Below are 24,063 nucleotides of genomic sequence, written 5' to 3'. Positions count from 1 at the left end.
GAAAGGCCCCCGCCCCGGCGGGGGCCTTTCCGCCCGGGGCCGGAGGTGCCGACGGGCGGGCCCGGAGGCGTGAGGCGTGCGATGACGCCTCCGTCAGAACGCCCGCGTCGCCGCCGCGTTGTCACACACCGGCGGGCAGTCCGGTCTCACAAGGCGCGGGCCGCATGACAGGGCAGTCCGCGGTGGTGTCCATCGGCCCGGTACGGCAGGGGCCATGCGCACCCGAAGCGCCCGTCCCAGCGGTGGAGGCGGGCGCTTTGCGCGCTGCGCGGTCAAGCGGACGTACAACCCCGGGACCTGTCCCACCCGACGAGAACGTCACGCCGTCGACGGCGGCCCGGTGGCGGCTCAGGAGAAGCCCACGACGGCGTGCGGCCGGTAGGGGCTCTCCAGCTCCTTCAACTCCTCCTCGGTGAGACGCACGTCCAGCGCGGCGGCGGCGTCCTCCAGGTGGGCCCGCTTGCCGGCGCCGACGATGGGCGCCGTGACCCCGGGCTTCCCCAGCAGCCACGCCAGGGCGATCTGCGCCCGCGACAGTCCGCGCCGGGCCGCGATGGATGCCACGGCCTCGACGATCACCCGGTCCTCCTCCAGGTAGAGGGTGCCGCCGAACTCGTCGGTTTCCTGCCGGGCGCTGCCGGCGTCCCAGTCACGGGTCAGCCTCCCCCGGGCGAGCGGGCTCCAGGGGGTGACCCCGACGCCCTGGTCCGCGCAGAGCGGCAGCATCTCGCGCTCCTCCTCGCGGTGGAGGAGGTTGTAGTGGTTCTGCATGCTGACGAACTTCGTCCAGCCGTGGCGCTCAGCCGTGTACTGGGCCTTGGAGAACTGCCAGGCGTACATGGAGGACGCGCCGATGTACCGCGCCTTGCCCGACCTCACCACGTCGTTCAGGGCCTCCATCGTCTCCTCGACCGGGGTGTGCGGGTCCCAGCGGTGGACGATGTAGAGGTCCACGTAGTCCGTCCCGAGGCGGCGGAGGCTCGCCTCGATCTCGGTGAGGACTGCCTTGCGCGACAGGCCCGCTCCGTTGGGGCCCGGGCGCATGCGGCCGTTCACCTTGGTGGCCAGCACGACCTCCTCGCGGGAGGCGTACTCGGCGAGGGCCCGGCCGACGATCTCCTCGCTGGTGCCGTCGGAGTAGACGTTGGCGGTGTCGAAGAACGTGATGCCGGCCTCGACGGCGCCGCGTATGAGGGGGCGGGCGGCGTCCTCGTCCAGCGTCCACGGATGGCTGCCGCGGTCGGGTGTGCCGTAGCTCATGCAGCCCAGGCAGATCCGTGAGACGTCCAGACCGGTACTGCCGAGTTTCGTGTACTCCACGTCCATGCCTCCGCGTGGTGGTGTGCCGGCTTCGCTCGCCGAACGGCGCTCCCGAGTATGCAAGCCTGTGGATCTTCGCGTCGACGGGGCCTGCGCGGGACGGGGCGAAGCCCGCCCGGATTACGCGGAGATGAGCCCCAAGATCACTACGCCCCACTTCGGGACTTCCGCCCCGTGAGCGACGTGGGCGATGTCACATGCCCCGTTTTGCGCCCTTCATCATGGCTTTGACCTGCGACTTTTCGGAACATCGGATTCCGGTTCCGGTGACTGCGCAGGTCAGGCCCTTGCGCCGGCGGGAATGCTCCCGCAGAGTCCTGACGTAACCGGCCCCGGCCGCGCAGCGCGGCAGCCGGCATTCCGGGCGGGGGCTAGCCGAAAGGGTCCTCGTCTCACATGCGCAACCAGGCCAAGCACCGCCGCGGGCGTTCCCTGCGGCTCAAGCTGTCCGCCGCGGCTGTCGCCTCCGCCGCGGCCTTCGGCGGCACCGCGTGGGCACTCCAGCAGTCCGGCTCCGACGGCTCCGCGCCCGACCGCGCGTCCGCCTCGTCCGAGGGCCACGTCACCTCGAGCGCGCCGAGCGCCTCCGAGCAACCGGAGCGCGGCCTGGTCGAGGCCGACAGCGGCCGCCGGGACGTGGCGCCGGAGGCGAAGGAGAAGAAGGACACCGGCACGGCGCCCTCGAAGCGACCGGCCCCGGCGAAGGCCAAGGCCAAGAAGAAGCCGGAGCCCGCGCAGAGCACGGCGAAGCCCACCCACACCGGGCCGGCCCATCCGAAGCCGCCCGCGAGCACGCCGACCCCGAAGCCCACCCACAGCGTCACGCCGCCGTCGGCGCCCACAACGACGCCGACACCGACACCGACACCGACCCACACGCCGGACCCCACCCCTCCGGCGACGACCCCGCCGGCGACCACTCCGGCTCCGACCGCGACGCCCACGCCCAGCGCCCCGCACACCCCGGTGCCCCCGGCCGCGGAGGACGCCAAGCCCCCGCGGACCGCCCCGCAGCGCACGGACGCCGCGTTCCTCCCCCCGTTCTCGGCGATTCCGCAGCCGCGCCCGCACGGGCACGGTCCCGGCCTCGGCCTCGGCCCCTGGCTGCCCTTCCCGGCGACCGCCCCCGGTCACGCCGCCGGCGCCCCGGACGGTACCGGCCCGGTCGGCTGAGCCTCCGGCTCACCCGTCCCTCGTTCGCCGAGCAACCGCATCGCGGTCTCCCTCAGGACGTCGTCGTCCGGGCGCAGATGCTCGGGCACCCACTCCCACAGGGTCGCCATGAGCCGCCGGCGCGAGTCCGCCCAGACCCGGAGCCGCGGCCGCAGTGCCGCGACGCCCACGGGCGTGGGGCCCGCGAGCGCCGTGAGCGACGCGACGGCGGGCGACGGATCGCCGGTGATCCGCCAGTGCGCCTCCGCCGCGCGCATCGCGTCCCACTCGTATCGGGCGTCGCGGAACACCTCGATGCGCGGCAGCAGTCCGGCCGCGGGCACGGCGGCCCCGGTCGCCCGGTACGCCACGCGGACGGCCGCGCGCCGTACGGCCGGGTCGCCGTCCGCGAGGAACGGCAGCGACTCCGGTACGCAGGCCCCCACCCGCACCCGCGCCTCCTCCTCGACATCGCTGCGCGCCGCGCGTTCACGCTCGCCCGCCGCGCCCGCGAGCAGCAGCAACAGGCCGTCCCGGTGGCAGGGCACGTGCGCGACGGCATGCGCGAGGAAGGGAACGGCGGCGGCGGTGGCCGGATAGACCGTGCCCTGGTGCAGCACGTTGTCGTGCAGACCGCCGAGGGCCTTGTCGATCCGCTCCGCGTCCCCCGAGTACAGGTCGCGGATCAGGCCCGGAACGTCCAGGGCGCTGCCGTACGCGTGCCACAGCTCGGTCCAGGCGACGGAATCGAGCTCATCCGGTGGTCGTGATCTCACCCCCGTCACGCTGGGGGGCGGCTCCGGCAGTCCCCGCGTGGGCCGGTCGGCGGACGCCCGGGCCCGTTCCGCCGTGCCGGGCGCCCCGGGACCGTACCGTGGGCGTCCTACGGAAGCGAGGGCACCGGGGCATGGGTGACAAGAAGCGGCAGGACCGCCTGCCGCGCGGCGTGTACGAGCGGGAACTGCTGCGGCTGCAGGTCGAATTGGTCAAGCTGCAGGAGTGGGTCCGGGCCGGCGGGCACCGGCTCGTCGTCGTCTTCGAGGGACGCGACGCGGCGGGCAAGGGCAGCACGATCAAGCGGGTGACGGAGCACCTCAACCCGCGCATCGCACGCATCGCCGCGCTCCCCGCGCCGACCGAACGCGAGCGCACCGAGTGGTACTTCCAGCGCTACGTCGACCATCTGCCGGCGGGCGGCGAGATCGTGCTGTTCGACCGGAGCTGGTACAACCGCGCCGGCGTCGAGCACGTGATGGGCTTCTGCACCCCCGAGGAGCACGTGCGCTTCCTGCACCAGTGCCCGATCTTCGAACGGCTGCTGATCGAGGACGGCATCATCCTGCGCAAGTACTGGTTCTCCGTCAGCGACGCCGTGCAGGAGCAGCGCTTCCGGGCCCGCCTGGACGACCCGACCCGCCGCTGGAAGCTGTCGGGGATGGACCTGGAGTCCATCACGCGCTGGGAGGCGTACTCCCGGGCCAAGGACGAGATGTTCGTGCACACCGACATCCCCGAGGCCCCCTGGTACGTCGTCGGGAGCGACGACAAGCGCGCCGCCCGCATCAACATGATCGCCCACCTCCTTTCCGGCATCCCGTACGAGGAGGTCCCGCTCCCCGCCATCGAACTCCCGCCCCGCCCCGACTCGACCGGCTACCAGCGCCCACCCCGCGACCTGCAGACCTACGTCCCCGACCACGCGGCATCCCTGCGCTAGTCCTTGAGCCGCTCCGGCCGCTCCTGGCCGCCGCCCGGGAAATCCGTCGGGAAACCGTGCCCGGCGTACCTGGGGAAGGGGTCGGGGCGGGGCCCAAAGGGGGTGGGGGCGGGCTCGGGACGGGGGGCGGACCGGTCGGGCGGGACGTGGCGCCGGAGCGGGGGAGGCGGGCGTACGTGGGGTTGGGGCAACGGCGCTGAGCTGGGATTTCGGGGTTGCGGGGCCTAGCGTGGTCCCCTCGGGAAAGGGGATCTGATGGACCGTGGAATCCGCGATGTCGACGACGTGCTGAGGCTCCTGGACGACCTGTTCGCCGCGGGGGCCGACCGCTGGACGGAAGGGGCGGCCGACTGGTGGGACGCGTTCTACGAGGACCGGTCCCGGCCGGTGCCGTTCTTCGTGGACAAGCCGGACGAGAACCTCGTGGAGTGGCTCGACCGGGGCCTGGTCGCGCCGGGTGGCCGGGTCCTCGACCTCGGGTGCGGTCCGGGACGCAACGCGCGGTACCTGGCTGCGCGCGGGTACACCGTGGACGCCGTCGACCTCTCGCCCGCCGCGATCGCCTGGGCCGAGGAGCGGGCCCACGAGGCCGGGGCGGCCGTGCGCTTCCACCGCGGTGACGCCTTCGCCCTGGCCGGGACGGTGCTGCGCGGCCCGTACGACCTGGTGCACGACTCGGGCTGCTTCCACCATCTGCCGCCGCACCGGCGCATCAGCTACCTCGCCCTGCTGGACGAGGTCCTGGCGCCCGGTGGGCATCTGGTCCTGACGTGCTTCGCGGCCGGCGGCATGGGGTCCGAGCTCGACGACGCGGACTTCTACCGCGAGTCCCGGCTGCACGGCGGCCTGGCCTACACCCCGGAGGCGCTGCGCCGGATCTTCTCCGGCCTGACGGAGGTGGAACTGCGGCGCATGCGCGACGAGCCCGCCGAGTCCGCCCGCTTCGGCGAGGACTTCCTCTGGGCGGCGCTGTTCCGGGCGCCCGGAGGGCCGGTGGGTGACCCTCCCGGGTGATGGTGTGCGGGGGCGGGAACGGGCACTCTGGGCGCATGCCGCAGGGGAGGACTCAGATGAACGGTGCCCGGCTCTCCGCCCCACGCCCCGCGCGGGCGCTCGCCGCCGCTCTGCTGGCCCTGGCCCTGCTGTCCGCCTGCGGCGGCTCCGGCCGGGAAGCCTCCGGGACCCCGTCCCGGACCGGCACACCTCTCGCCTCGGCGAGCAGCAGGTCGCCGGACCCGACCGCCTCCGCTTCAGCCTCCACGTCCGCGTCCCCGCCCGCGGCCCCGCCCGCGGCCCCCACGGCGACTCCCCGCCGGGTCCGCGCGGCCGTCTACTTCCTCCACGACGGCAGGCTCTCGGCGGCGCCGCGCACGGTCTCCGGCCCGGCCACCGCGGCCGCGGCCCTGCGGGCCCTGCTCGCCGGCCCGAACGGCGCCGAGCACGGCCATGACCGCACGACGGCGATCCCCTCGGGAACGGCGCTGCGGTCGCTGGCCGTACGCGACCGCGTCGCCACCGTCGACCTCTCGGGCCGCTACGACGACAGCGCCGCCGCCGGCACGTCCGTGCCCGCCCGGCTCGCCCAAGTGGTGTTCACCGCGACGGGGTTCCCCGGTGTGGAGAAGGTGCGCTTCCGCGTGGACGGACGGCCGCCGGCCGCGGCTCTCGGCACGGCGGCCGGCGGCCGCCCCCTCGGCCGCGCCGACTTCGAGGACCTCTCCCCCGCCGTCCTCGTGGAGTCGCCGCTCCTCGGCGACACCGTCACCGCCCCGTTGCGCGTGCACGGCACCGCCAACACCTTCGAGGCGGAGTTCCGGCTGCGGCTCTCCGACGGCTCCGGCCGCACGCTCGCCGACGTACGGGTGGCGGCCACCTCCGGCAGCGGCACCCGGGGCACCTTCGACGTGACCGTGCCCTACCGCGCGGCCGACGGGCGGCCCGGACCGGGCACCCTCACCGCGTACGTCCTGTCCGCCGAGGACGGCCACCGGGTCGTCGTGGACTCGGTACCCCTCACCCTCACGGGGTGAGCGGCACCGGCCGGACCGTGCGCCCGCCGCCCCACCGGCCGAGACTGGAACCAGGGGCTCGTCAGCGAGGGGGGCCCGTCCCGGGTCCAGGAGGCCGCCATGAACGCCGACCGGCAGCCGATGACGGTGGGCGACGTGATGACGTGCAGGGTCGTCGCGGTCACCCGCCGCGCCTCGTTCAAGGAGATCGTGCGGGCCCTGGAGCAGTGGCACGTCAGCGCGGTGCCGGTGGTTGAGGACGGCACCCGCGTCGTGGGCGTCGTCTCGGAGGCCGACCTGCTGCGCAAGGAGGAACGCCGTGCGGACGAGCCGCCCCCGGTGGGCGCGTCCGGCGGGTCACGCGCGGCCGGCAAGGCGTCCGCGCTGACCGCGGAGCAGTTGATGACCGCGCCCGCGGTGACCGTGCGCGGCGACGCCTCGCTCGCCCAGGCGGCCCGTGCCATGGCGCGGCACCAGGTCAAACGGCTGCCGGTCGTCGACGCCCGCGGCATGCTCAAGGGTGTGGTCAGCCGGGGCGACCTGCTGAAGGTCTTCCTGCGTTCCGACGAGGACATCGCCCGCGACGTCCGGGAGAACGTGGTCGCCCGGCTCTTCCCCGGTGCGTGGCGGTCGGTGGAGGTCGACGTGGAGGAAGGGGTCGTCACCTTGAGCGGGCTGCTCGGCGACCGCTCGCTGGTGCCGGTGGCGGACCGCCTGGTGCGGTCCGTGGAGGGCGTCGTGGACGTGCGCTTCGAGCTGACGCCGAACCGCGTGTGACGGACGGCCCGCCCGCGCCGGATGCGAGGGCCGCCACCCGCGCCCACGCTGGGAGGGGGACACACCTCGGCCGGAAGGAGCGGAACGCCATGAAGGCTTGGGTCTTCCAGGGTCCGGGACGGGCCGCCTGGCAGGAGGTGGCCGATCCGGTCCTCCAGGACACGGGCGACGCCATCGTCCGTGTCGACACCGTCGCGGTCTGCGGCACCGACCTCCACATCCTGCGGGGCGACGTGCCGGACGTCGCTCCCGGTACGGTGCTCGGCCACGAGGCCGTGGGCGAGGTCGTCGAGACCGGCGCGGACGTGGACACCGTCCGGCCCGGCGACCGGGTGCTGGTCAGCTGCGTCTCCGGGTGCGGGCGCTGCCGGTTCTGCCGTGAGCAGGCCTACGGACAGTGCCTGGACGGCGGCGGCTGGGTGCTCGGGCACCTGATCGACGGCACGCAGGCCGAGTACGTGCGCGTACCGTACGCCGACACCTCCCTCCACCCGCTGCCGCACAACGTGAGCGGGCACGAGGCCGTCCTGCTCTCCGACGTCTTCCCCACGGCCTACGAGGTGGGCGTCCTCAACGGCCGGGTCCGGCCGGGGGACACGGTAGCCGTGGTCGGCTGCGGCCCGATCGGGCTGGCTGCCGTCGCGACCGCCCAGCTGTGCTCCCCGCACACCGTGATCGCCGTCGACGTGGCGGCGGCCCGCCTGCAGGCGGCGAAGAACCTCGGCGCGGACGCCGTGGTCACGGCGGGCGAGCAGCCCGAGCAGCTGGTCGCCGACCTCACCGGAGGGCTCGGCGCGGACGTGGTGATCGAGGCCGTGGGACTGCCGGAGACCTTCGAGATGTGCACGCGGCTGGTCCGGCCGGGCGGCCGGGTCGCGAACGCCGGGGTGCACGGCGGGCCGGTCACGCTCCACCTGGAGGAGCTGTGGAACCGCAACGTCACCATCACGACGGGCCTGGTCGACACGTACTCCACGCCCACCCTGCTGCGGCTACTGGAGGCCCGGAAGCTGCCCACCGGCGCGTTCGTCACGCACACCTTCGAACTGCACGAGATGGCGGAGGCCTACGAGGTCTTCGCGTCGGCCGCCGACACCGGCGCGCTCAAGGTCGTCCTGGGCGGTCCGCACCATGACGTCCTCGTGCCCAGGTTCTGACCGGAGGGCGGAGCAGGGCGTAAAGGACACGTCAGGGACCCCGCGGCGACTCTTGACGGAATCTTAACGGCGCACGGCGGCCGTACGGGGAATCGGGCGGCGACCGGTGCGTACGCTGACCAGGCCATCTCGTGGTGGCGGGAACCAGTCGCAGTACGTCAGGAGCATCCATGACCTCCCCCGTCCCTACGGGTCGCCTGCGCGCGTGGATGCTCGAGGGCCTGTCCGACATGGCCCGGCACCAGCAGGGCGGACAGGCGGCCCCGGAGCGGCAGGACCACGGCCAGCGCTGGTGGCGGGTGATGTGCCTGACGGGCGTCGACTACTTCTCCACCCTCGGCTACCAGCCCGGCATCGCGGCGCTGGCGGCGGGCCTGCTGTCGCCGGTGGCCACCATCGTGCTGGTGGTCGTCACGCTGGCCGGCGCCCTGCCCGTGTACCGCCGGGTGGCCGAGGAGAGCCCCCGCGGCGAGGGCTCGATCGCCATGCTGGAACGGCTGCTGTCCTTCTGGAAGGGCAAGCTCTTCGTCCTGACGCTGCTGGGCTTCGCGGCGACCGACTTCCTCATCACCATCACCCTGTCCGCGGCCGACGCCTCCACCCACCTGGTCGAGAACCCGCACCTGACGGAGGCGCTGCACGGGAAGCAGATGCTCATCACGCTGCTGCTGGTCGCGCTGCTCGGTGCGGTCTTCATGAAGGGCTTCCTGGAGGCGATCGGCGTCGCGGTCGCCCTCGTGGGCCTCTACCTGGCACTCAACGTGGTCGTCGTGGTCGTCGGTCTGTGGCACGTGGCCACCGCGGGGCACGTGGTCACCGACTGGTCGAACGCGCTGACCACGCAGCACGGCAACGTCCTGGTGATGGTCGGGGTGGCGCTGCTGGTCTTCCCGAAGCTCGCCCTGGGCCTGTCCGGCTTCGAGACCGGTGTGGCGGTGATGCCGCACGTCAAGGGCGATCCGTCCGACACCGAGGAACGTCCCGCGGGGCGCATCCGCGACACCAAGAAGCTGCTGACCACAGCCGCCGTGATCATGAGCTGCTTCCTCATCGCGACCAGCTTCATCACCACGCTGCTGATCCCCGCGAACGAGTTCGAGGCCGGCGGCAAGGCCAACGGCCGTGCGCTGGCCTACCTCGCGCACGAGTACCTGGGCAACGCCTTCGGCACCGTGTACGACGTGTCGACGATCTGCATCCTGTGGTTCGCCGGGGCCTCGGCGATGGCCGGGCTCCTCAACCTCATGCCGCGCTACCTGCCGCGCTACGGCATGGCGCCGCACTGGGCGCGCGCGGTGCGGCCGATGGTGCTGGTCTTCACCCTGGTCGCGTTCCTGGTCACGTGGATCTTCGACGCCAACGTCGACGCCCAGGGCGGCGCTTACGCGACCGGTGTCCTGGTGCTGATCTCCTCCGCGGCGATCGCGGTGACCATCGCCGCCCGCAAGGCGGGACAGCGCAACTGGACGATCGCGTTCGGGGTGATCTCCGCGGTCTTCCTCTACACCACGGTCGTCAACGTCTTCGAGCGCCCGGACGGCGTGAAGATCGGCGCCTGCTTCATCGTCGGCATCATGCTGATCTCGCTGCTGTCGCGGCTCGCCCGCGCCTTCGAACTGCGCATCACCGGCATCGGCATGGACGACATGGCCGAGCGCTTCGTACGGGACATCTCCCACCGCACGATCCGCTTCATCGCCAACGAGCCGGACCGGCGGGACGTCGCCGAGTACCGGGACAAGATCAAGCAGATCCGGTCCGACAACGACCTGCCGGCCGAGGAGGACTTCGTCTTCGTCGAGGTGACCGTCGCCGACCCGTCCGAGTTCGAGGCGGGCCTGATGGTCCGCGGTGAGGTCCTCCACGACCGCTACCGCGTCCTGACCCTGGAGAGCTCGTCCATCCCGAACGCGCTGGCGGCGTTCCTGCTGCACGTCCGCGACACCACGGGACAGCGTCCGCACATCTACTTCGAGTGGACCGAGGGCACCCCCTTCGCCAACTTCCTGCGCTTCTTCCTCTTCGGGCAGGGCGAGGTCGCCCCGGTCACCCGCGAGGTGCTGCGCGAGGCCGAGCCCGACCGCGGCCGCAGGCCCCGCGTCCACGTCGGCTGATCCCCCGCGTCAGGAGCCCCCGCACGTCAGGGGCACGCAAAGACCGGACCGGCCCTCGTCAAGGGACCGTCAGGGCCACGCCGGGCGGGTCGCGCGCTGCCTACGGTCGGCCCCATGGAACGGCGAACGGCTCCGCGGCCCGCGCGGCAGGACACGATCGGTGACCGCCATTGGCGTGCCGATCTGCGGCGCGCGCTGGGTTGCGCGCTCGCCTTCCTGTGCCTGGCGGTGCCGCTCGACGCGGTCGCGGGCACGCTCACCCCGCGGCGTGCGGCGCTGTGGCTGGGCCTGGCCCTGATCGTGCTCGTGCTGCTCCACCCGGACCGCGTGACCGCGGGTGACGGGTGGCTGGCGGTGCGCGGCCCGCTGCGGGAGCGGCGGGTGCGGACCGACGCGCTGACCGTGGTCCGCCAGTCCCCCGGTCCGTCGCGGCGTCTGGTGCTGTGGGACGCGCACGGCCGGTGGCTGGAGCTCGATCCCCGTGTCCTGGAGGCGAATCCGCTGCTGTGGCACCGGCTGGACGGGGACGCCCGGCGCTCCCGCACGGCCGGCACGCTCCGTGAGGGCGCCGAGGTGCTGGGCCGGCTCGGCGAGCGGATCGACGGCGCCGCGGCGCGCGCGGTGCTCGATGCGTCCGGGATGGGCTGACCGGCCGCCCCCGGGGAGCGCCGCCGTCGGTCGTAGGTCGAGAAGTGAGGTTGTCCGTGATCGAGTCGCCGTATGGGGGCACACCGGGTGCGGGCCGGCGGGTGGTCGTCGGCCTGAGCGGTTCTCCCGGCAGTCTGGCCGCGCTGCACCGGGCGGTCGCCGAGGCCCGGTCCCGGTCCGCGGGACTGCTGGCGCTGCTGGCGTGGGAGCCGCCCCCGGAGGAGTTCACGTACCGCCGGGTGCCGCTGCCGCCGCGCACCCACGACTGGGAGCAGGAGGCACGGCAGCGGCTGCGCGTCGCGCTGGAGGATGCCTTCGGCACCGACGCCCCGCCCGGGATGCCGGACTTCCGCGCCGGAACGTGCCGCGGGCCCGCCGGGTACGTGCTGGTGACGGCGGCCGCCCGCAGCGAGGACCTGCTGGTCGTCGGCACCGGGTCGCGCGGCCTGCTGCCGCGGGCGCTGCGCGCCTCGGTCGCCCGCTACTGCGTCGCGCACGCGGCCTGCCCGGTGCTGGCCGTACCGTCTTCCCGGCTGCCCGCCGGGGTCTGAGCCTCAGCCCCGCAGGTGCCGCAGGACGGTGCGCATCGCCCGTTCCACGGCGCCGCGCGCCTGCTCGCCGTGGTCGGTCGTCTCGAAGCCATGGACGCCGTCCGGGAGGTCGAGGACGTCCACGTCCGTCCCGGCCTCCTTGGCGGCGGCGAGGAACTCCTCGACCGTCGCCGCGATCTCCGTCCGCTCCCGTCCCACCCGGGTCAGGACGAGCGGCAGCGCGCCCGCGCCGTGGACCGCGGCCGCGGGCCGGAAACGGGACGTGGTCAGGCCCCAGTTGGGCAGCGGCGCGAGGACGGGGTAGGTGGCCGCCACGCAGCGCAGCCATGGCGGCGGGGCCGCCAGCCAGTCCGCGGACAGCAGCCCGCCGGCGGAGAAGAACCACAGCGCGACGCGGTCGGCGTCGACCCGCGGATCGGCACGGACCCGCTCGACCGCGTCGGCGAGGTCCCCGGCGGCGCGCGGGAAGTCGCCGAGGTCGTGCAGCCGGTGGTCGACGGTCACACCGACAGCCCCGTGGGCCGCCGCGAGCCAGCCGTAGCCGACGAAGGCCGGCCAGTCGCGCGGGGTCGGCCGGGCGCCGGCGGGCACCGGGCCGCCGTGCACGAACACCACGGCCGGCCGGGGTCCGCCGTCGACGGATCCGGGGAGGTACAGGTCGGCCCGCTCGCGGCGCTCGCGGGGCCGCTCGGGCACGTCGAGGAGGAACGGCCGCAGATGGGCGGGCAGTTCATCCGTCCTGGCGATCCGGTGACCTTCCCCGGCGGCCGCTTGCAGCAGGGCGTCGGCGAGTTCGCCGGGGGCGGAGAGCATCGGCCAGTGACCGGTGGCGAGTTCGAAGAAGGTGACACGCGGGTCGGTGAGCGCCTGGAGTCCGGGGTGCCCCAGGCCCACCAGCGCCTCCACCATGGCGATGCTCGAACCGTTGCCGGTGCACAGGACGCCGGTCGTCGGCAGGGCGGCGGCCGCCCCCGACAGGCGCAGCGGCCGGGTGAGCGTCCCGGCGGGCTGGGGTGCGGCGTCGGCGGCGAGCCGGACGAGTGCGGCAGCGGGCACGCCGGCCGTACTGCCCCAGCGTTCCCAGGCCCCGTTCGCCGGCGGGGCGATGCGCCACGTGTCGTCACCCGGGGCACTCAAGGCGGTGAGCCGGGCGCGCAGTTCCTGGTCGGGCACCAGTTGCAGCGGCGGGTCGCCGTCCCGCGGCATGCCCGCGTCCAGGTGGACGACGCGGGCGACGCGTCGGGGCCGCCGGTCGGCGGCGGCGACCACCGGGTGGATGCCGTAGCCGTGGCCGACGAGCACCACGTCGGCCGCGTCCGGGGACCCGGCACCGTCGATGACGCCCAGGACGTCCTCGACGTGGGTCTCCAGGTCGGTTCCGGACCCGGCCGGGCGGCCGGACCCCGCCATGCCGGTGAGGCTCACCGGGTGGGCGCCGGCGCCCGACGCCCGCAGCCGGCCGGCGACGTCCTCCCACACCCAGCCGCCCGTGTGGGCCTCGCCAACGAGTACGAACACGGTCATGTGTGCCTCCCTGCACGCGGTGGTCCGCGAAGCGGCCGTCCCGGCCGCCCGCGCTCACCGGTACGGTAGGAACTCCCCCTGAGGGAGGTTCAAGCGGTGGAATCCGACGGCACGTTGAGCATCGGGGAGCTCGCCGGGCGGGCCGGTGTCCCCGTCAAGACGGTCCGCTTCTACTCGGACCGCGGGCTGCTGCCCGAGTCCGCCCGCAGCGCGGGCGGCCACCGCCGCTACGCCCCCGAGGCGCTCGCCCGCCTCCGTCTGATCCGCTCCCTGCGCGCCCTGGACCTGCCGGTGCCGGACGTGGCGCGGGCCCTGGAGCGGGAGGACGCCCTGGAGGACGCCGTCGCGGGCCACCTGAGGACCCTCGGCTCCCGGCTGGCCGCCCTGCGCTGGCGGGAGGCCGCGCTGCGGCTGCTGCAGGACTGCACCGCCGAGGAACGCGCCGAGCGGCTGGAGCTCGTCGGCGCCGTCCCCGTGCCCCCGAGCACCGATCCGATGGCCCGCTTCTGGCGCCGCTGGCTGCAGCCCGCGCGGCTGCCGGCCCCCGTACTGGCCCGGGTCGTCGAGCTCGCCGTGCCCCAGCCACCGGACGAGCCCGGCCCGGCGCAGGTGCTGGCCTTCGCCCGGCTGCACGCCTTCACCTCGGCCTCCTGCCCGCCCGGTGCGGTGCACCGGCTCGCGGCGCACCGGCCCGACGCGGGCCCCCGTCCGGCCGTCCTGTACGAGGGGCTCTACGAGGCCTACGAGCTGGCCGCACCGGACGTCCTGGCCGGCCGTGCCCCCGGCGCGGGCGAGGCGCTGGACTGCTTCGTCACGGCCCACGCGCGGTCGTTCGACACGAGCGACACCCCCGGCTTCCGCCGCCGGCTGAGCGGCATGCTCGCCCTGGAACCCCGTATCGACCGCTACTGGCAGCTCGTGGGCGAACTCAGGGGCCCGGGGGAAACGACCCCGGGGGCTGCCCACACCTGGCTGCGCTCGGCGCTCGAGGGCCAGGTCACAGCGCGGTGAGGATGCGCGGGCCCTCGTCCGTGACGGCGACGGTGTGCTCGAAGTGGGCGGCGCGGCTGCCGTCGTCGGTGTGCAGTGTCCAGCCGTCGGGGGCCGTACGGTAGCCGCCGCGTCCCCCGGCCATCAGCATCGGCTCGATGGCGAGGGCCAGTCCGTGCCGCAGCGGGTAACCGCGTCCCGGGCGGCCCTGGTTGGGCACGTGGGGGTCCTCGTGCATCCGGCGGCCGATGCCGTGGCCGCCGAAGTCCCCGGGCATGCCGCACCGGGCCTCGCGGGCGACCGTGCCGATGGCGTGCGAGATGTCGCCGATGCGGTTGCCCACCGTCGCCGCGGCGATCCCGGCGTCCAGGGCCCGGCGTGTGGCCTCGATGAGGCGCAGGTCGGCGGGGCGGGGGGTGCCGACGGTGAAGCTGATCGCGGCGTCCCCGGTCCAGCCCTCCAGTTCGGCGCCGCAGTCGACGCTCACCAGGTCGCCGTCCCGCAGCCGGTAGGCGGTGGGGATGCCGTGCACGACGGCGTCGTTGACCGAGGTGCAGATCACCGCGGGGAACGGCGTGGGGGCGAACGACGGCCTGTAGCCGAGGAACGGCGACCGCGCGCCCGCCGCGTCCAGGACGGCGCGGGCCGCCTCGTCCAGTTCGCGCAGCGACACACCGACCCGCGCCGCCTCACGGGCGGCGGCGAGCGCACGCGCCACGACGCGCCCGGCCTCCCGCATCGCCGCCAGTGCGGCGTCCGTCTTGATCTCCACCATCTCCGTGACTCCTCGTTCCGCCCCCTGGGGGCACCCAATTCTTATACCGGTATTAGTATCACGGGCATGGTGCGAACTCCCCTGACCCCCTGGGAACGGCAACGCGGCGAACGCTTCGGAGCGCTGCTGCGCCGGGCCCGCGGCGAGCGCAGCATGGTCGAGGTCGCCGCGGCGGCCGGCGTCTCCGCCGAGACCCTGCGCAAGATCGAGACCGGCCGCGCCCCCACGCCGGCCTTCTTCACCGTGGCAGCCCTCGCGGCGGCGCTGGACGTCTCCCTGGACGACCTCGCCTTCGCGTGCGTCCCCGAAGCGGATGCCCCCGAGGGCGGTGCCGCGCTCTCCGCGTAGCGGTGCCCTTCGCCACCCGGGGCTGTGGATGTGGCCTGTGCTTGCGTGCGGGTTCTTTGCGCCTGCGGGCGGCTGCGCCAGGCCGCCCGTCCCGTGCGGGTGCGTTGCGCCTGCGGCGCGCCGTTTCCCCCGGCGCCCCCTCCCCCATCCCGGTCCAGTGAGTGCGGGTCTGCGCCGGAGGTGTGCGGGTGCGTTCCGTGCGGGCCGGTTGTCCGCGTGCGGGTCCGCTCATGGTTGCGGTTGGGGGTTTTCCCCGCCACCCGCCCTCCCCCAGCCTTCGGCCGGGGGGACCCCCAGGGGCGCACCCCGCCACACCCCCTCCCGCTGTGTGGGCGACTGAAACAACAAGCTCAGGCCCACGAGTCGGTAGCCCGTTGCCCAGGCTGCCCAACCCGGAAACTCAGGGGCCTGGCCCTGCAGAGCAACAATGGCATGCGCATGGCATCCAAGATCCCCGGCCCGCTCATGCACGCCCAGGTGCGATCGCTCTCATCGGCGGGGTTGAGCGCGGCTCGGAGAATGCTTTAGCATCATTGTCTAAAGATGGAATCCGAGTCCAGGATGGAGGCGGGCCGTGGAGCATCCCGTGGCTGAGCGGCCGGAGGGCGACCGCAGGGGTCCCGTGGCCGTCGCTGCGGCCGAGGGCGACGAGCACCTCGTCCGCGAGGCGGAGAAGATCGCTGTGGCGTTGGGCCGCATGTTTCCCGGGCTGTGTGAGGTGGTGCTGCACGACCTGCGGGACCCCCAGCAGGCAATTCGGGTGATCGAGAACAACCTCTCCGGCCGGGAGGTCGGGGATTCGGCCACGGAGCTGGGCCTGGCCCGCATCGCGGATCCGCAGTACCCGAGCGTGATCCAGAACTACCCCAACCAGTTTCCCGACGGTCGGCCGGTGAAGAGCACGTCGATCGGCATCAAGAACGCCGCGGGCCAGTACATCGCTGCCCTGTGCCTGAACCTTGACGTGTCCGTCCTGTCGCCGGTCACGCTGGCGTTGTCGAACCTCGTGGCCACCGATGTCGAGCACCGCGAGCACCCGCTGGAGAATTTGCGGGACCGCAACGTGCGCGAGCTGCGCCGAACTGTAGAGGCGCTGGCGGCGGAGCGCGGTGCCACCCCCCGGTCGCTGAGTCGGGATGACAAGAAGGCGCTCGTGCGGCAGCTGCAGGGCGAGGGCTACTTCGAGGGACGCGACGCCGCCCAGACCATCGCGGACCTGCTGGGCGTGTCCCGGGCCACGGTCTACAACTACGCCAAGTAAGGGGCCGTACATGACCGACGCCGGACCGGCCGCACGCACCGCACCTGCTTCTCCGCCCGGTTCCGGCCCGCCGTCGGACACAGGCCGTGGCCTGCTGTTCATCCCGGAGGAACAGACGGCTGCGCTCGTGGACGAGGAGCTGGCTCTGGAAGCGGCACGCGCGGCCTTCGCCGCGACGGTGCAGGGCGTGGTCTTCCCTTCCCTGACCGTGCACGGCTCCGATCCGCACAACCGGTTCACGCTCAAGCCGTCGGCGTCCGCGACGCATGCCGGGGTGAAGATCGGCACCTACTGGCCGGACAACCTGAGAGATGGGCTCCCGCGTCACCACTCCACTTTGCTGCTGCTCGACCAGAGGATCGGCCGGATCGCCGCCGTCCTGGAACTCGGTGCCGCGAACGCCTACCGGACCGCCGCGGCCGACGCGCTCGCCGTCGACCTGCTCGCCCCCACCGGCGCCGCCACCCTTGCGGTCTTCGGCACCGGCCATCAGGCCGCCTATGAGGCGCGGGCCGTCGCCCGGGTCCGGCCGATCGGCGAGATCCTGATCGTGGGACGCGACAAGGCCCGCGCAGCGACCGTGGCTGCCGCACTCACCGCGGAGGGACACACAGCACGTGCGGCCGGTGCCGAGGAAGCCTGCGCGAGCGCCGACGTGATCGTCACCGCAACCACCGCACGGGCCGAAGACCCTCCCCTGTTCGAGGCCGAGTGGGTCCGCCCCGGCACGCACCTGTCCTGCATGGGCGCCGACGCCCCCGGGAAGCGGGAGCTGCCCCCCGCCCTGTTCGCCCGCGCACGGGTCTTCTGCGACCTGCCCGAGCAGGCACGCCGCATGGGCGAAAGCCAGCACGCACCCGAGGACACCGTCCTCGTCCCCCTCGGCGAGGTCCTCACCCTGCGCGCCCAAGGACGCACCGACCACCGTGACATCACAGTCTTCGACAGTTCCGGGATCGGACTGCAAGACCTCTACCTGGCTCTGGCACTCCTGAAGAAGATGGACATCTCCCTGTGACCCCCACCCCCACCCCCGCCGCACAGACCCTGATGGATCCGGACACCCCGTTCGCCGTTGTCGACGTGCACAAGAGCCTGCGCAACATCGAACGCCTGCAGGCCAGGGCCGGCCGGCTCGGGGTCACTCTGCGCCCGCACATGAAGACAGCCAAGAGCCTCGACGTCGCCGCGCTTCTGAACGACGGCACCACGTGTCCCATCACCGTCTCCACCCTCGCCGAGGCCGAGGCGTTCGCCGACGGCGGCTACACCGACATCACCTACGCCGTCGGCATCGATCCCCACAAGCTCCCCCGCGTCACCGCTCTCCTGCGGCGCGGCGTGACCGTGCGAGTCCTGCTGGACAGCATCGAGCAGGCCGTCTTCGTCGCGGACGCCTCCGGACAGGCCGGCCTGCCCATCCCGGCCCAGATCGAGATCGACTGCGACGGCCACCGCGGTGGTCTCAAGCCCGACGACCCCGCCCTCACCGAAATCGGCCGCATCCTGCACGACGCGGCCTGCCTCGACGGCGTGCTCACCCACGCAGGCGAGTCGTACTTCGCCTACAGCGCCGAAGAACAGCGCCTGGCCGCACAGAACGAACGTGACAGCGCGGTTGCCGCAGCCGAACGTCTCCGTGCGGCCGGTATGCCCGTGGCCTGCGTCAGCGTCGGCTCCACCCCCACCGCGCACGCGGCCGAGGACCTCACTGGGGTCACCGAACTGCGGGCCGGTAACTACATGTTCTTCGATCTGGTGATGGCCGGCCTCGACGTCTGCCAGGTGCAGGACCTCGCCCTGTCGGTGGTCGTCACCGTCATCGGCCACCGCCCCGAGTACGGGTGGATCGTCACCGACGGCGGCTGGATGGCCATGTCCCGCGACCGCGGCACCGCCGCCCAGGCGCAGGACCAGGGCTACGGTCTGGTCACCGACATGGCCGGCCACCTCATCCCGAACCTGGTCATGACGGCCGCGAGCCAGGAACACGGCACCCTCACCGCCCGCGACGGCACCGACTTGCCCGACCTGCCGGTCGGCACCCGGCTGCGCATCCTGCCCAACCACGCCTGCGCCACCGCCGCCCAGCACCACGGCTACCACGTTGTCGACAGCAGCAAGGGCACGGAGCCCGCCCCGATGATCCAAGCGCGCTGGCCCCGCATCACCGGCTGGTGACCTGCCCCGGGCAAGGGGGGCGGACCATCCACGCGGTGAGGTAGGTGAAGGCGGCCCCGGGTGAGATTGCAGCGTGCGGCGATCCCGGTGATGCACCCGGGCCGGGTCGACGTGATCGGCGCCAGGGCCCTGGTACTGCTGCGGATCATGGAGCGCACGGGCGCACGGGCGCCCGGGAGGTCGTGGTCTGCGAGCACGACATCCTCGACGGCATCGCCCACAAAGCGGCAGAGGACGTCGAGCGGGATAAGCGCGAGGGCTGACCTGCAGCAACGCACAGAACAGGGCCCCCGCCGGATCGGCAACAGGCAGGGGCCCTGTCGTCTGCCCCGCTCACAGTCGAACGTTACGAGCGGGGCGCGAGGCGGCTCCGGTTCGCCTTCCAGGTGGGCCCGGTACGGTCAGGGTGGTCCGTCCAAAGTGCTCTGCCGGAGATGTTTTGTTTCCGGTGAAAGCCCACTCCGACCCGACCGAAAGTCGCGGGGGCTCACGCCGTACGCCGTCTTGAAGACGCGACTGAAGTGGGGTGCGCTGGCGAACCCCCACCGGTGGGCGATGGCCTCGATCGTCATGAACTGATGCACTGGCGAAGCCAGTTCCCTCCTGCATTCTTCGAGGCGCTGCGTCCTGATCCATTCACCAAGGGTGATTCCCGCGCGGGACAGGGTCAGGTAGAGCCAGCGTACGGAAACGTTGTGCTCGGCTGCGATACGCTCGGCAGTCAGATCGAGGTCTGCCAAATGGAGGCGCACGTATTCCTGAACACGCTCAAGAAGTGTGCTGTTCAGGAGCGTTCTGGCCATGTCGTCCCCGTACAGGACCATGGTGACCACAGCCCTGATCAGGTCGACACTGGGCTCCGCGAACAGGGCGGTATCGGTTTTACCGGCAGCGCCCCGAAGACGAGCCAGTCGGGTGAAGAACGCTGCTGTGGCGCCCACGGTCGGTCGCTCCGAACTGAGTGGACCAGCCGTGATCCGATCGAGCAGGGACGGCCGCAGTCCCAGGATGTGCGTGGGAACGCTCACTAGAACTCCACGTACTGGGCCGTGGAACAGAACCTCGTAGGGCTTCGCATTGTCGAGCACCATGAGATCCCCGGCCCTTATCAGTCCGCGCCTGCCCGCCTGGTGGAACTGGGAGACCCCCGCTTCCCGGATGGAGACGAGAATCTGCGGCACCATCTCCCCGTCCACCGGGGCATCAGTGCGCCGGATGCGGGTCACGTTCCAGCCGATCTCCGAGACTTTCACCGACCCGAGCGCGCTGGTGGTCGCGTGAGCCCGCTGGCGATTCGGATCCGACGGAAGGTCCACCTCTGCGCGGCCATTGACGACGAACCCCGAGAGTTCACGGATCGCATTCGCTCGATCACCGGGAGCCAGCGACGCTACGTCAAGTTCATCTGCCACGCGGGCTTCCTCCTGAACCAGTCGTGGAGCCTGCATTGGACGGCAGATTCCCAGCGTACTGCGGCAAATGATCTATTCTTAACGGTTTTGCTGAATTTTAAGCATGTATTCCGTTACTAGTTCTTTTGCGGGCCGGGGGCGGCGTTGCAGAACCCCCCCCCTGAGCCGAACGGCGAGGGGCCGGGCCGTGGCGTGTTGCACCGGGCCGATTGTTCGGTGCCGGGCGGCGGATGGCTGAGCCGTCAGGAAGTCGAGAGCGCCCTCGACGCGCGCGACGGCATCGCCTTGAGCATCACCTGAGCAGGGTCTCCGCAACCGCAACCGCAACCACAACGCACTCGCACAACCGGCCCCCACGCCCCCTCAGTTGCCCCCGAAGCCCCCGCCGTCGCCGAAGCCCCCACCGTCACCAAGACCCCCGCCGAAGTCGCCGGGGTCGAAGTCCGCGCCCGAGTAGTCACCGCCCTGGAGGTCCGGCGGTCCGCCGCCGAAGCCGTCGCCGTACGCGTACGGACCGGGGCCGCCGAGAGAGCTGCCGAGCAGCGTCCCCACCAGAATCCCGGGCAGCATCCCGCCGCCGAAGTAGCCCTGGGCCCAGGGGGCGTAGGCCGGGCCCGCCTCCCAGTAGGGGCGGGGGCCGCGGGGGGTGCCGACCTGGCGGGCCATGGGCTCCAGGCCGTCCGCGAGCCGGGCGGCGTCGGCCGCGCACACCGGCACGGCGCGCTCCGCCCCGCCGCCCTCGGGGGTCCACGGCACGTCCTGGACGGAGGGGCCGTGCCGGGGGTCGAAGAAGCACGGCGGGCGACGCTCGGGCAGCGGCCCGCCCTCCATGCGCGCATCCAGGGTGGCGAGCGCGAAGCGCCCCTCCTCCAGGGCCTGGCTGACCCGCTGGACGTCGCCGGGGGCGTGCGCCCGGTCCATGGCGGCCTTCGCGGTGTCGTAGGCATCCAGGGCGCGCGTGTAATCCGCGCGCATCGCGTCGTCGGCGGCCGCGCCGCCCGGGTCGAAGCCGATCCGGCTCAGCTCCTCGCCGAAGGCGGTGATGTCCTCGTCCACCACCGGACGCAGTTGGTCGAGCCGGCTCCTGTCCTGCTCCTCGCGGCGCCGCTTGGCCCGCCGCGAGATCAGGACTGCCCCGCCGCCCCCGACGAGGACCAGGACGCCGAGCGCGACCAGCACACCTGTCCCGCCGCCGACGGAGCCGCCGCCCCACGAGGCCGGGGCGTGGCCGCCGGCCTGCGGAAGTGCCTGGTCGACGAAGCCGGTGACCATCGCGGCGGGGTCGCCGGGGTCGGAGCGGCGTACGGCGCCGGCCAGGTTCTCGACGGCGTTGCGCGACATCACGACGGGGTCCGCGCCGGCGTCGAAGCGGTCGCCGAGGGCGACGGCGTACACGCCGGTGATGCCGACCTTGGTCCGCAGGTCCTTCAGGAGCGTGGCGGCGGGGAACTCCGCGGTGTCCGGGAGGACGGCGACGAAGACCGGCCGGCCGGCCTTCTCGATGCGCCCGGCGAGGGTTTCCGCCTCCGCCGGCGACAGCACGTCGCGGGCCCGGGGGTCGACGTACACGGGTCCTTCGCGCAGGGCCGCGGCCGCCGTGTCGAGGCCGCCGGCGGCACGTGCCCCGGCGCCCGTCGCGACGACGAGGCAGAGCACGCCGCAGATCACGGCGAGTACCGGCACGAGGCGGAGGATCCGCCGGACGGTCCCCATGTCTACGACGCTAACCCAGATCGGGCGGGCGCGGCGCGAGCGGGGAGCCGGCTACCCGCTCCCCGGGCGGTGTCCGGTATCTCCGATAGGCTGTTCTGTCGGAATTGCCCGACAATGAGCGACATCGACCGTTTGGTTTCGGCGGGTGGGGGCCGGCGGGGACCGACCGGATGAGAACGCCCCTCGTTCCCGGGGATGGGTCGTCGCGGTGGACATACAGCAGTCGGCGAAGGATGTCGGTCAGCCCCAGACGGCGGTGGGGCAGGCAGGTGTGTTCCGCGACCTGCTGCCCATCGCGATGTGGCGGATCGACTCCGAGGGACGCATCTGCCAGTGGTCGCTGGCCGCGCAGGAGCTCTTCGGGCACACCGCGGAGGAGGTGCTGGGCCGCAGCGCCACTCCCCTGCTCGTCCCCGTGGCGAACTGGGAACTGGCCGACGAGCTGACCCGCAGGGTGCTCTCGGGCGAGGCGGTCGTCGGCACGCTGCCGGTACGCCACCGCGACGGCCACCTGGTGACGATGGAGATGTGGATCTGCCCCACCGCCGACCCGCAGGGGCGCACCGGGCTGCTGGGCATCGCGGCCGAGACCTCGGCGGTGCTGCGCATGCGGGACTCGCTGGCGGCCCTGGAGGGGCTGTTCACCCAGTCCCCCATCGGTCTGGCGATGCTCGGGCCCGACCTGCGCTACGTACGGGTCAACGAGGCGCTGGCCCGCATGAACGGGGTCCCGGCCGCCCAGCACATCGGCAGGCGCGTGAGCGAGGTCGTGCCCGGTCTCAACACCATGGCGCTGGAGACCGTGATGCGGCAGGTGCTGGCCCGCGGCGAGCCGGTGGTGGACTTCCGGGGCCTGGGACGGACGGGCGCCGACCCCCGCAACGAGCGGGTCTGGTCGTGCTCGTTCTCCCCGCTCCTCGGCGGCGGCGGCCGCCGGCTGGGCGTGATCGCCACCCTGATCGACATCACCCGCGAGGAGCGGGCGCAGCTCCAGGCCACCCGCGGACGGCAGCGGCTCGCGCTGCTCGCCGAGGCCGGTACGCGCATCGGCACCACGCTCGACCTGCGTCAGACGGCCGAGGAGGTGGTGCAGGTGCTCGTGCCCCGGGTGGCCGACTCCGCGGACGTGCACCTGCTGGAGGAGGTCCTCGACCCGGACGAGGCCACCGCCTCCGCGCACGGGATGGTGCGCCGCCTCGCGGTCTCCTTCGCCGACCCCGCGGCCCCCGCCGAGGACCTGGCGGTCGGCATGACGCACCAGGTCCCCCGAGCGTCGGCGTACGAGCAGGTCATGGTGGAGGGGCGGCCCATGAGGCTCACCAGGGCCGACATACCCCGGCTGGTGCCCGGTCCGCAGAACGAACGGCTGCGGAGCTACCTGCGCACCCTGGGCTCCGCCCGCATGATCCCCCTGGTGGCCCGCGGCACGGTGCTGGGCATCGTCATGGTCACCCGCTCCCGCAGGCGCGAACCCTTCGACGACCAGGACGACCTGCTCATCGACGAACTCGCCGCCCGTGCGGCGCTCAGCATCGACAACGCGCGGATGTACTCGGCCCAGCGCCGCGCCGCCCTCACCCTGCAGCGCAGCCTCGCCAACACGGCGCTGCCCACGGTGCCCGGGCTGGAACTCGCGGGCCGCTACCTGCCCGCCAGCGACCAGGAGGTGGGCGGCGACTGGTTCGACGTCATCGCGCTGCCCGGTGACAGGACTGCCCTGGTCATCGGCGACGTCATGGGCCACGGGGTGCACGCGGCGGCCGTAATGGGGCAGTTGCGGACCACGGTGCGCACCCTGGCCCGCCACGACATCGCCCCGGCCGAGCTGCTGCGCTCGCTGGACGCGGCCGTCGCCGACGTCGGCGAGAACGAGATGGCCACCTGCGTCTACGCCGTTCACGACCCGGCCGACGGCAGCTGTCTGGTGGCCCGGGCCGGGCACCCGCCGCCCGCGGTGGCCGGGCCGGGGGGCGAGGTGGCCTTCCTGGACGGCCCGAGCGGTACGCCCCTCGGCGTGGGCCGCCGGGACTTCCAGACCGAGCGGGTGCCCCTGCCACCGGGCGCCGTGCTGGTCCTCTACACCGACGGACTGATCGAGGCCCGCGACCGCAACCTCGACCAGGGCATGCGCCAACTCGCCCGCTCACTGCGCGATCCCGGCCGGCCGCTCTCCCGGATCTGCGACCGCGCCCTCGCCAGGCTGCTGCCCAGCGGCGCGCAGGACGACGTCGCGATCCTGCTGGCCCGGCCGCTCCACCCCGCCACCCGCCATGAGCCCCCGCACTGAGCGCGCGGCCCCGCCCGGCGGGCCACGCGGTACCGGCCCGGCGGGCCGATACTGGAGCTGTGCCCCCACGGGCGCCCGTCCCGAGCCCCGGCGGGAAACCACGCCAGGTGACGCAGCTCGCCCGGTT

At 73.2% G+C, this 24,063-nt stretch carries 21 protein-coding genes and 1 pseudogene; 16 read left to right on the top strand and 6 right to left on the bottom strand.

Features of this window, described 5'->3' with window-relative positions; all coding sequences use genetic code 11:
* Window positions 1-348: 348 nt before the first annotated feature.
* The gene (locus ACFW3D_RS12855; protein WP_500504128.1) at window positions 349-1,320 is read right to left on the bottom strand and encodes an aldo/keto reductase; all 972 of its coding nucleotides are present in this window, start codon (window positions 1,318-1,320) and stop codon (window positions 349-351) included.
* Between the two features lie 396 nt (window positions 1,321-1,716).
* Here ACFW3D_RS12855 and ACFW3D_RS12850 point away from each other — a divergent pair, with 396 nt between their 5' ends.
* On the top strand, window positions 1,717-2,493 hold the full coding sequence (locus ACFW3D_RS12850) for a hypothetical protein (protein WP_500504126.1): 777 nt from the start codon (window positions 1,717-1,719) through the stop codon (window positions 2,491-2,493).
* Here ACFW3D_RS12850 and ACFW3D_RS12845 read toward each other — a convergent pair.
* A complete protein-coding gene (locus ACFW3D_RS12845; protein ID WP_500504125.1) occupies window positions 2,451-3,248 on the bottom strand; it encodes a hypothetical protein in 798 nt (265 codons plus the stop codon). The genes ACFW3D_RS12850 and ACFW3D_RS12845 overlap by 43 nt on opposite strands.
* Before the next feature lie 131 nt (window positions 3,249-3,379).
* Between ACFW3D_RS12845 and ppk2 the strand changes: the two genes are divergently transcribed.
* The 8 genes from ppk2 to ACFW3D_RS12805 all read left to right on the top strand — a co-directional run bounded on the left by ppk2 (window position 3,380) and on the right by ACFW3D_RS12805 (window position 11,445).
* Complete coding sequence (ppk2, locus tag ACFW3D_RS12840) at window positions 3,380-4,189, top strand: polyphosphate kinase 2 (RefSeq protein WP_500504123.1); 810 nt, start codon at window positions 3,380-3,382, stop codon at window positions 4,187-4,189.
* Between the two features lie 255 nt (window positions 4,190-4,444).
* The gene (locus ACFW3D_RS12835; protein ID WP_500504122.1) at window positions 4,445-5,203 is read left to right on the top strand and encodes a class I SAM-dependent methyltransferase; all 759 of its coding nucleotides are present in this window, start codon (window positions 4,445-4,447) and stop codon (window positions 5,201-5,203) included.
* 56 nt (window positions 5,204-5,259) lie between these two features.
* Window positions 5,260-6,219: a GerMN domain-containing protein gene (locus ACFW3D_RS12830; protein ID WP_500504121.1), complete on the top strand. Its 960-nt coding sequence runs from the start codon at window positions 5,260-5,262 to the stop codon at window positions 6,217-6,219.
* 99 nt (window positions 6,220-6,318) lie between these two features.
* Entirely contained in the window at window positions 6,319-6,975 is a 657-nt protein-coding gene (locus ACFW3D_RS12825; RefSeq protein ID WP_500504120.1) for a CBS domain-containing protein, read from the top strand.
* Between the two features lie 89 nt (window positions 6,976-7,064).
* On the top strand, window positions 7,065-8,132 hold the full coding sequence (locus ACFW3D_RS12820; protein ID WP_500504119.1) for an alcohol dehydrogenase catalytic domain-containing protein: 1,068 nt from the start codon (window positions 7,065-7,067) through the stop codon (window positions 8,130-8,132).
* Between the two features lie 170 nt (window positions 8,133-8,302).
* Complete coding sequence (locus ACFW3D_RS12815; RefSeq protein ID WP_500504118.1) at window positions 8,303-10,246, top strand: APC family permease; 1,944 nt, start codon at window positions 8,303-8,305, stop codon at window positions 10,244-10,246.
* A gap of 114 nt (window positions 10,247-10,360) precedes the next feature.
* Window positions 10,361-10,894, top strand: a complete 534-nt coding sequence (locus ACFW3D_RS12810) for a hypothetical protein (RefSeq protein ID WP_500504116.1) — start codon at window positions 10,361-10,363, stop codon at window positions 10,892-10,894.
* A gap of 56 nt (window positions 10,895-10,950) precedes the next feature.
* A complete protein-coding gene (locus ACFW3D_RS12805) occupies window positions 10,951-11,445 on the top strand; it encodes a universal stress protein (protein ID WP_500504115.1) in 495 nt (164 codons plus the stop codon).
* A gap of 3 nt (window positions 11,446-11,448) precedes the next feature.
* Here ACFW3D_RS12805 and ACFW3D_RS12800 read toward each other — a convergent pair whose 3' ends face one another.
* Window positions 11,449-12,969, bottom strand: a complete 1,521-nt coding sequence (locus tag ACFW3D_RS12800) for an alpha/beta hydrolase (RefSeq protein WP_500504114.1) — start codon at window positions 12,967-12,969, stop codon at window positions 11,449-11,451.
* Between the two features lie 96 nt (window positions 12,970-13,065).
* Here ACFW3D_RS12800 and ACFW3D_RS12795 point away from each other — a divergent pair, with 96 nt between their 5' ends.
* Window positions 13,066-13,980: a helix-turn-helix domain-containing protein gene (locus ACFW3D_RS12795; protein WP_500504113.1), complete on the top strand. Its 915-nt coding sequence runs from the start codon at window positions 13,066-13,068 to the stop codon at window positions 13,978-13,980.
* On the opposite strand, the gene map is transcribed toward ACFW3D_RS12795, so the two are convergent.
* On the bottom strand, window positions 13,967-14,734 hold the full coding sequence (gene map / locus ACFW3D_RS12790; protein WP_500504112.1) for a type I methionyl aminopeptidase: 768 nt from the start codon (window positions 14,732-14,734) through the stop codon (window positions 13,967-13,969). The genes ACFW3D_RS12795 and map overlap by 14 nt on opposite strands.
* Before the next feature lie 66 nt (window positions 14,735-14,800).
* Between map and ACFW3D_RS12785 the strand changes: the two genes are divergently transcribed.
* The 5 genes and pseudogenes from ACFW3D_RS12785 to ACFW3D_RS12765 all read left to right on the top strand — a co-directional run.
* Entirely contained in the window at window positions 14,801-15,082 is a 282-nt protein-coding gene (locus ACFW3D_RS12785; protein WP_500504111.1) for a helix-turn-helix domain-containing protein, read from the top strand.
* 622 nt (window positions 15,083-15,704) lie between these two features.
* The gene (locus ACFW3D_RS12780; protein ID WP_089227948.1) at window positions 15,705-16,343 is read left to right on the top strand and encodes a PAS domain-containing protein; all 639 of its coding nucleotides are present in this window, start codon (window positions 15,705-15,707) and stop codon (window positions 16,341-16,343) included.
* Window positions 16,344-16,353: 10 nt separating this feature from the next.
* Window positions 16,354-17,361 carry an ornithine cyclodeaminase family protein gene (locus ACFW3D_RS12775; protein ID WP_500504110.1) on the top strand — a complete coding sequence of 336 codons (1,008 nt, stop codon included), beginning with the start codon at window positions 16,354-16,356 and terminating at the stop codon, window positions 17,359-17,361.
* A gap of 32 nt (window positions 17,362-17,393) precedes the next feature.
* On the top strand, window positions 17,394-18,524 hold the full coding sequence (locus ACFW3D_RS12770) for a DSD1 family PLP-dependent enzyme (RefSeq protein WP_500504240.1): 1,131 nt from the start codon (window positions 17,394-17,396) through the stop codon (window positions 18,522-18,524).
* 69 nt (window positions 18,525-18,593) lie between these two features.
* Window positions 18,594-18,787, top strand: a pseudogene (locus tag ACFW3D_RS12765) (exopolyphosphatase); the annotation flags it as partial.
* A 138-nt stretch (window positions 18,788-18,925) separates the two neighbouring features.
* Here the strand turns inward: ACFW3D_RS12765 and ACFW3D_RS12760 are convergent.
* Together ACFW3D_RS12760 and ACFW3D_RS12755 are read right to left on the bottom strand one after the other, a co-directional pair.
* The gene (locus ACFW3D_RS12760) at window positions 18,926-19,936 is read right to left on the bottom strand and encodes a helix-turn-helix domain-containing protein (protein ID WP_500504109.1); all 1,011 of its coding nucleotides are present in this window, start codon (window positions 19,934-19,936) and stop codon (window positions 18,926-18,928) included.
* Between the two features lie 363 nt (window positions 19,937-20,299).
* On the bottom strand, window positions 20,300-21,649 hold the full coding sequence (locus ACFW3D_RS12755; protein ID WP_500504108.1) for a hypothetical protein: 1,350 nt from the start codon (window positions 21,647-21,649) through the stop codon (window positions 20,300-20,302).
* Between the two features lie 208 nt (window positions 21,650-21,857).
* Between ACFW3D_RS12755 and ACFW3D_RS12750 the strand changes: the two genes are divergently transcribed.
* Window positions 21,858-23,936, top strand: coding sequence for a SpoIIE family protein phosphatase (locus tag ACFW3D_RS12750; RefSeq protein WP_500504107.1), 2,079 nt, complete (start codon window positions 21,858-21,860; stop codon window positions 23,934-23,936).
* Window positions 23,937-24,063: the final 127 nt, after the last annotated feature.

This window comes from Streptomyces sp. NPDC058864 (assembly GCF_042742985.1).
In the GTDB taxonomy this organism is placed as follows: domain Bacteria; phylum Actinomycetota; class Actinomycetes; order Streptomycetales; family Streptomycetaceae; genus Actinacidiphila.
The sequence above is the reverse complement of the archived record's forward strand: the minus strand, read 5'-3'. Positions and strand labels throughout refer to the sequence as shown.

Bases quoted from the DNA above. Each gene is read 5' to 3' on its own strand.
- ACFW3D_RS12850 (WP_500504126.1), top strand. From the start codon at position 1,717: ATGCGCAACCAGGCCAAGCACCGCCGCGGGCGTTCCCTGCGGCTCAAG.
- ppk2 (WP_500504123.1), top strand. From the start codon at position 3,380: ATGGGTGACAAGAAGCGGCAGGACCGCCTGCCGCGCGGCGTGTACGAG.
- ACFW3D_RS12835 (WP_500504122.1), top strand. From the start codon at position 4,445: ATGGACCGTGGAATCCGCGATGTCGACGACGTGCTGAGGCTCCTGGAC.
- ACFW3D_RS12830 (WP_500504121.1), top strand. From the start codon at position 5,260: ATGAACGGTGCCCGGCTCTCCGCCCCACGCCCCGCGCGGGCGCTCGCC.
- ACFW3D_RS12825 (WP_500504120.1), top strand. From the start codon at position 6,319: ATGAACGCCGACCGGCAGCCGATGACGGTGGGCGACGTGATGACGTGC.
- ACFW3D_RS12820 (WP_500504119.1), top strand. From the start codon at position 7,065: ATGAAGGCTTGGGTCTTCCAGGGTCCGGGACGGGCCGCCTGGCAGGAG.
- ACFW3D_RS12815 (WP_500504118.1), top strand. From the start codon at position 8,303: ATGACCTCCCCCGTCCCTACGGGTCGCCTGCGCGCGTGGATGCTCGAG.
- ACFW3D_RS12810 (WP_500504116.1), top strand. From the start codon at position 10,361: ATGGAACGGCGAACGGCTCCGCGGCCCGCGCGGCAGGACACGATCGGT.
- ACFW3D_RS12800 (WP_500504114.1), bottom strand. From the start codon at position 12,969: ATGACCGTGTTCGTACTCGTTGGCGAGGCCCACACGGGCGGCTGGGTG.
- map (WP_500504112.1), bottom strand. From the start codon at position 14,734: ATGGTGGAGATCAAGACGGACGCCGCACTGGCGGCGATGCGGGAGGCC.
- ACFW3D_RS12785 (WP_500504111.1), top strand. From the start codon at position 14,801: ATGGTGCGAACTCCCCTGACCCCCTGGGAACGGCAACGCGGCGAACGC.
- ACFW3D_RS12775 (WP_500504110.1), top strand. From the start codon at position 16,354: ATGACCGACGCCGGACCGGCCGCACGCACCGCACCTGCTTCTCCGCCC.
- ACFW3D_RS12770 (WP_500504240.1), top strand. From the start codon at position 17,394: ATGGATCCGGACACCCCGTTCGCCGTTGTCGACGTGCACAAGAGCCTG.
- ACFW3D_RS12755 (WP_500504108.1), bottom strand. From the start codon at position 21,649: ATGGGGACCGTCCGGCGGATCCTCCGCCTCGTGCCGGTACTCGCCGTG.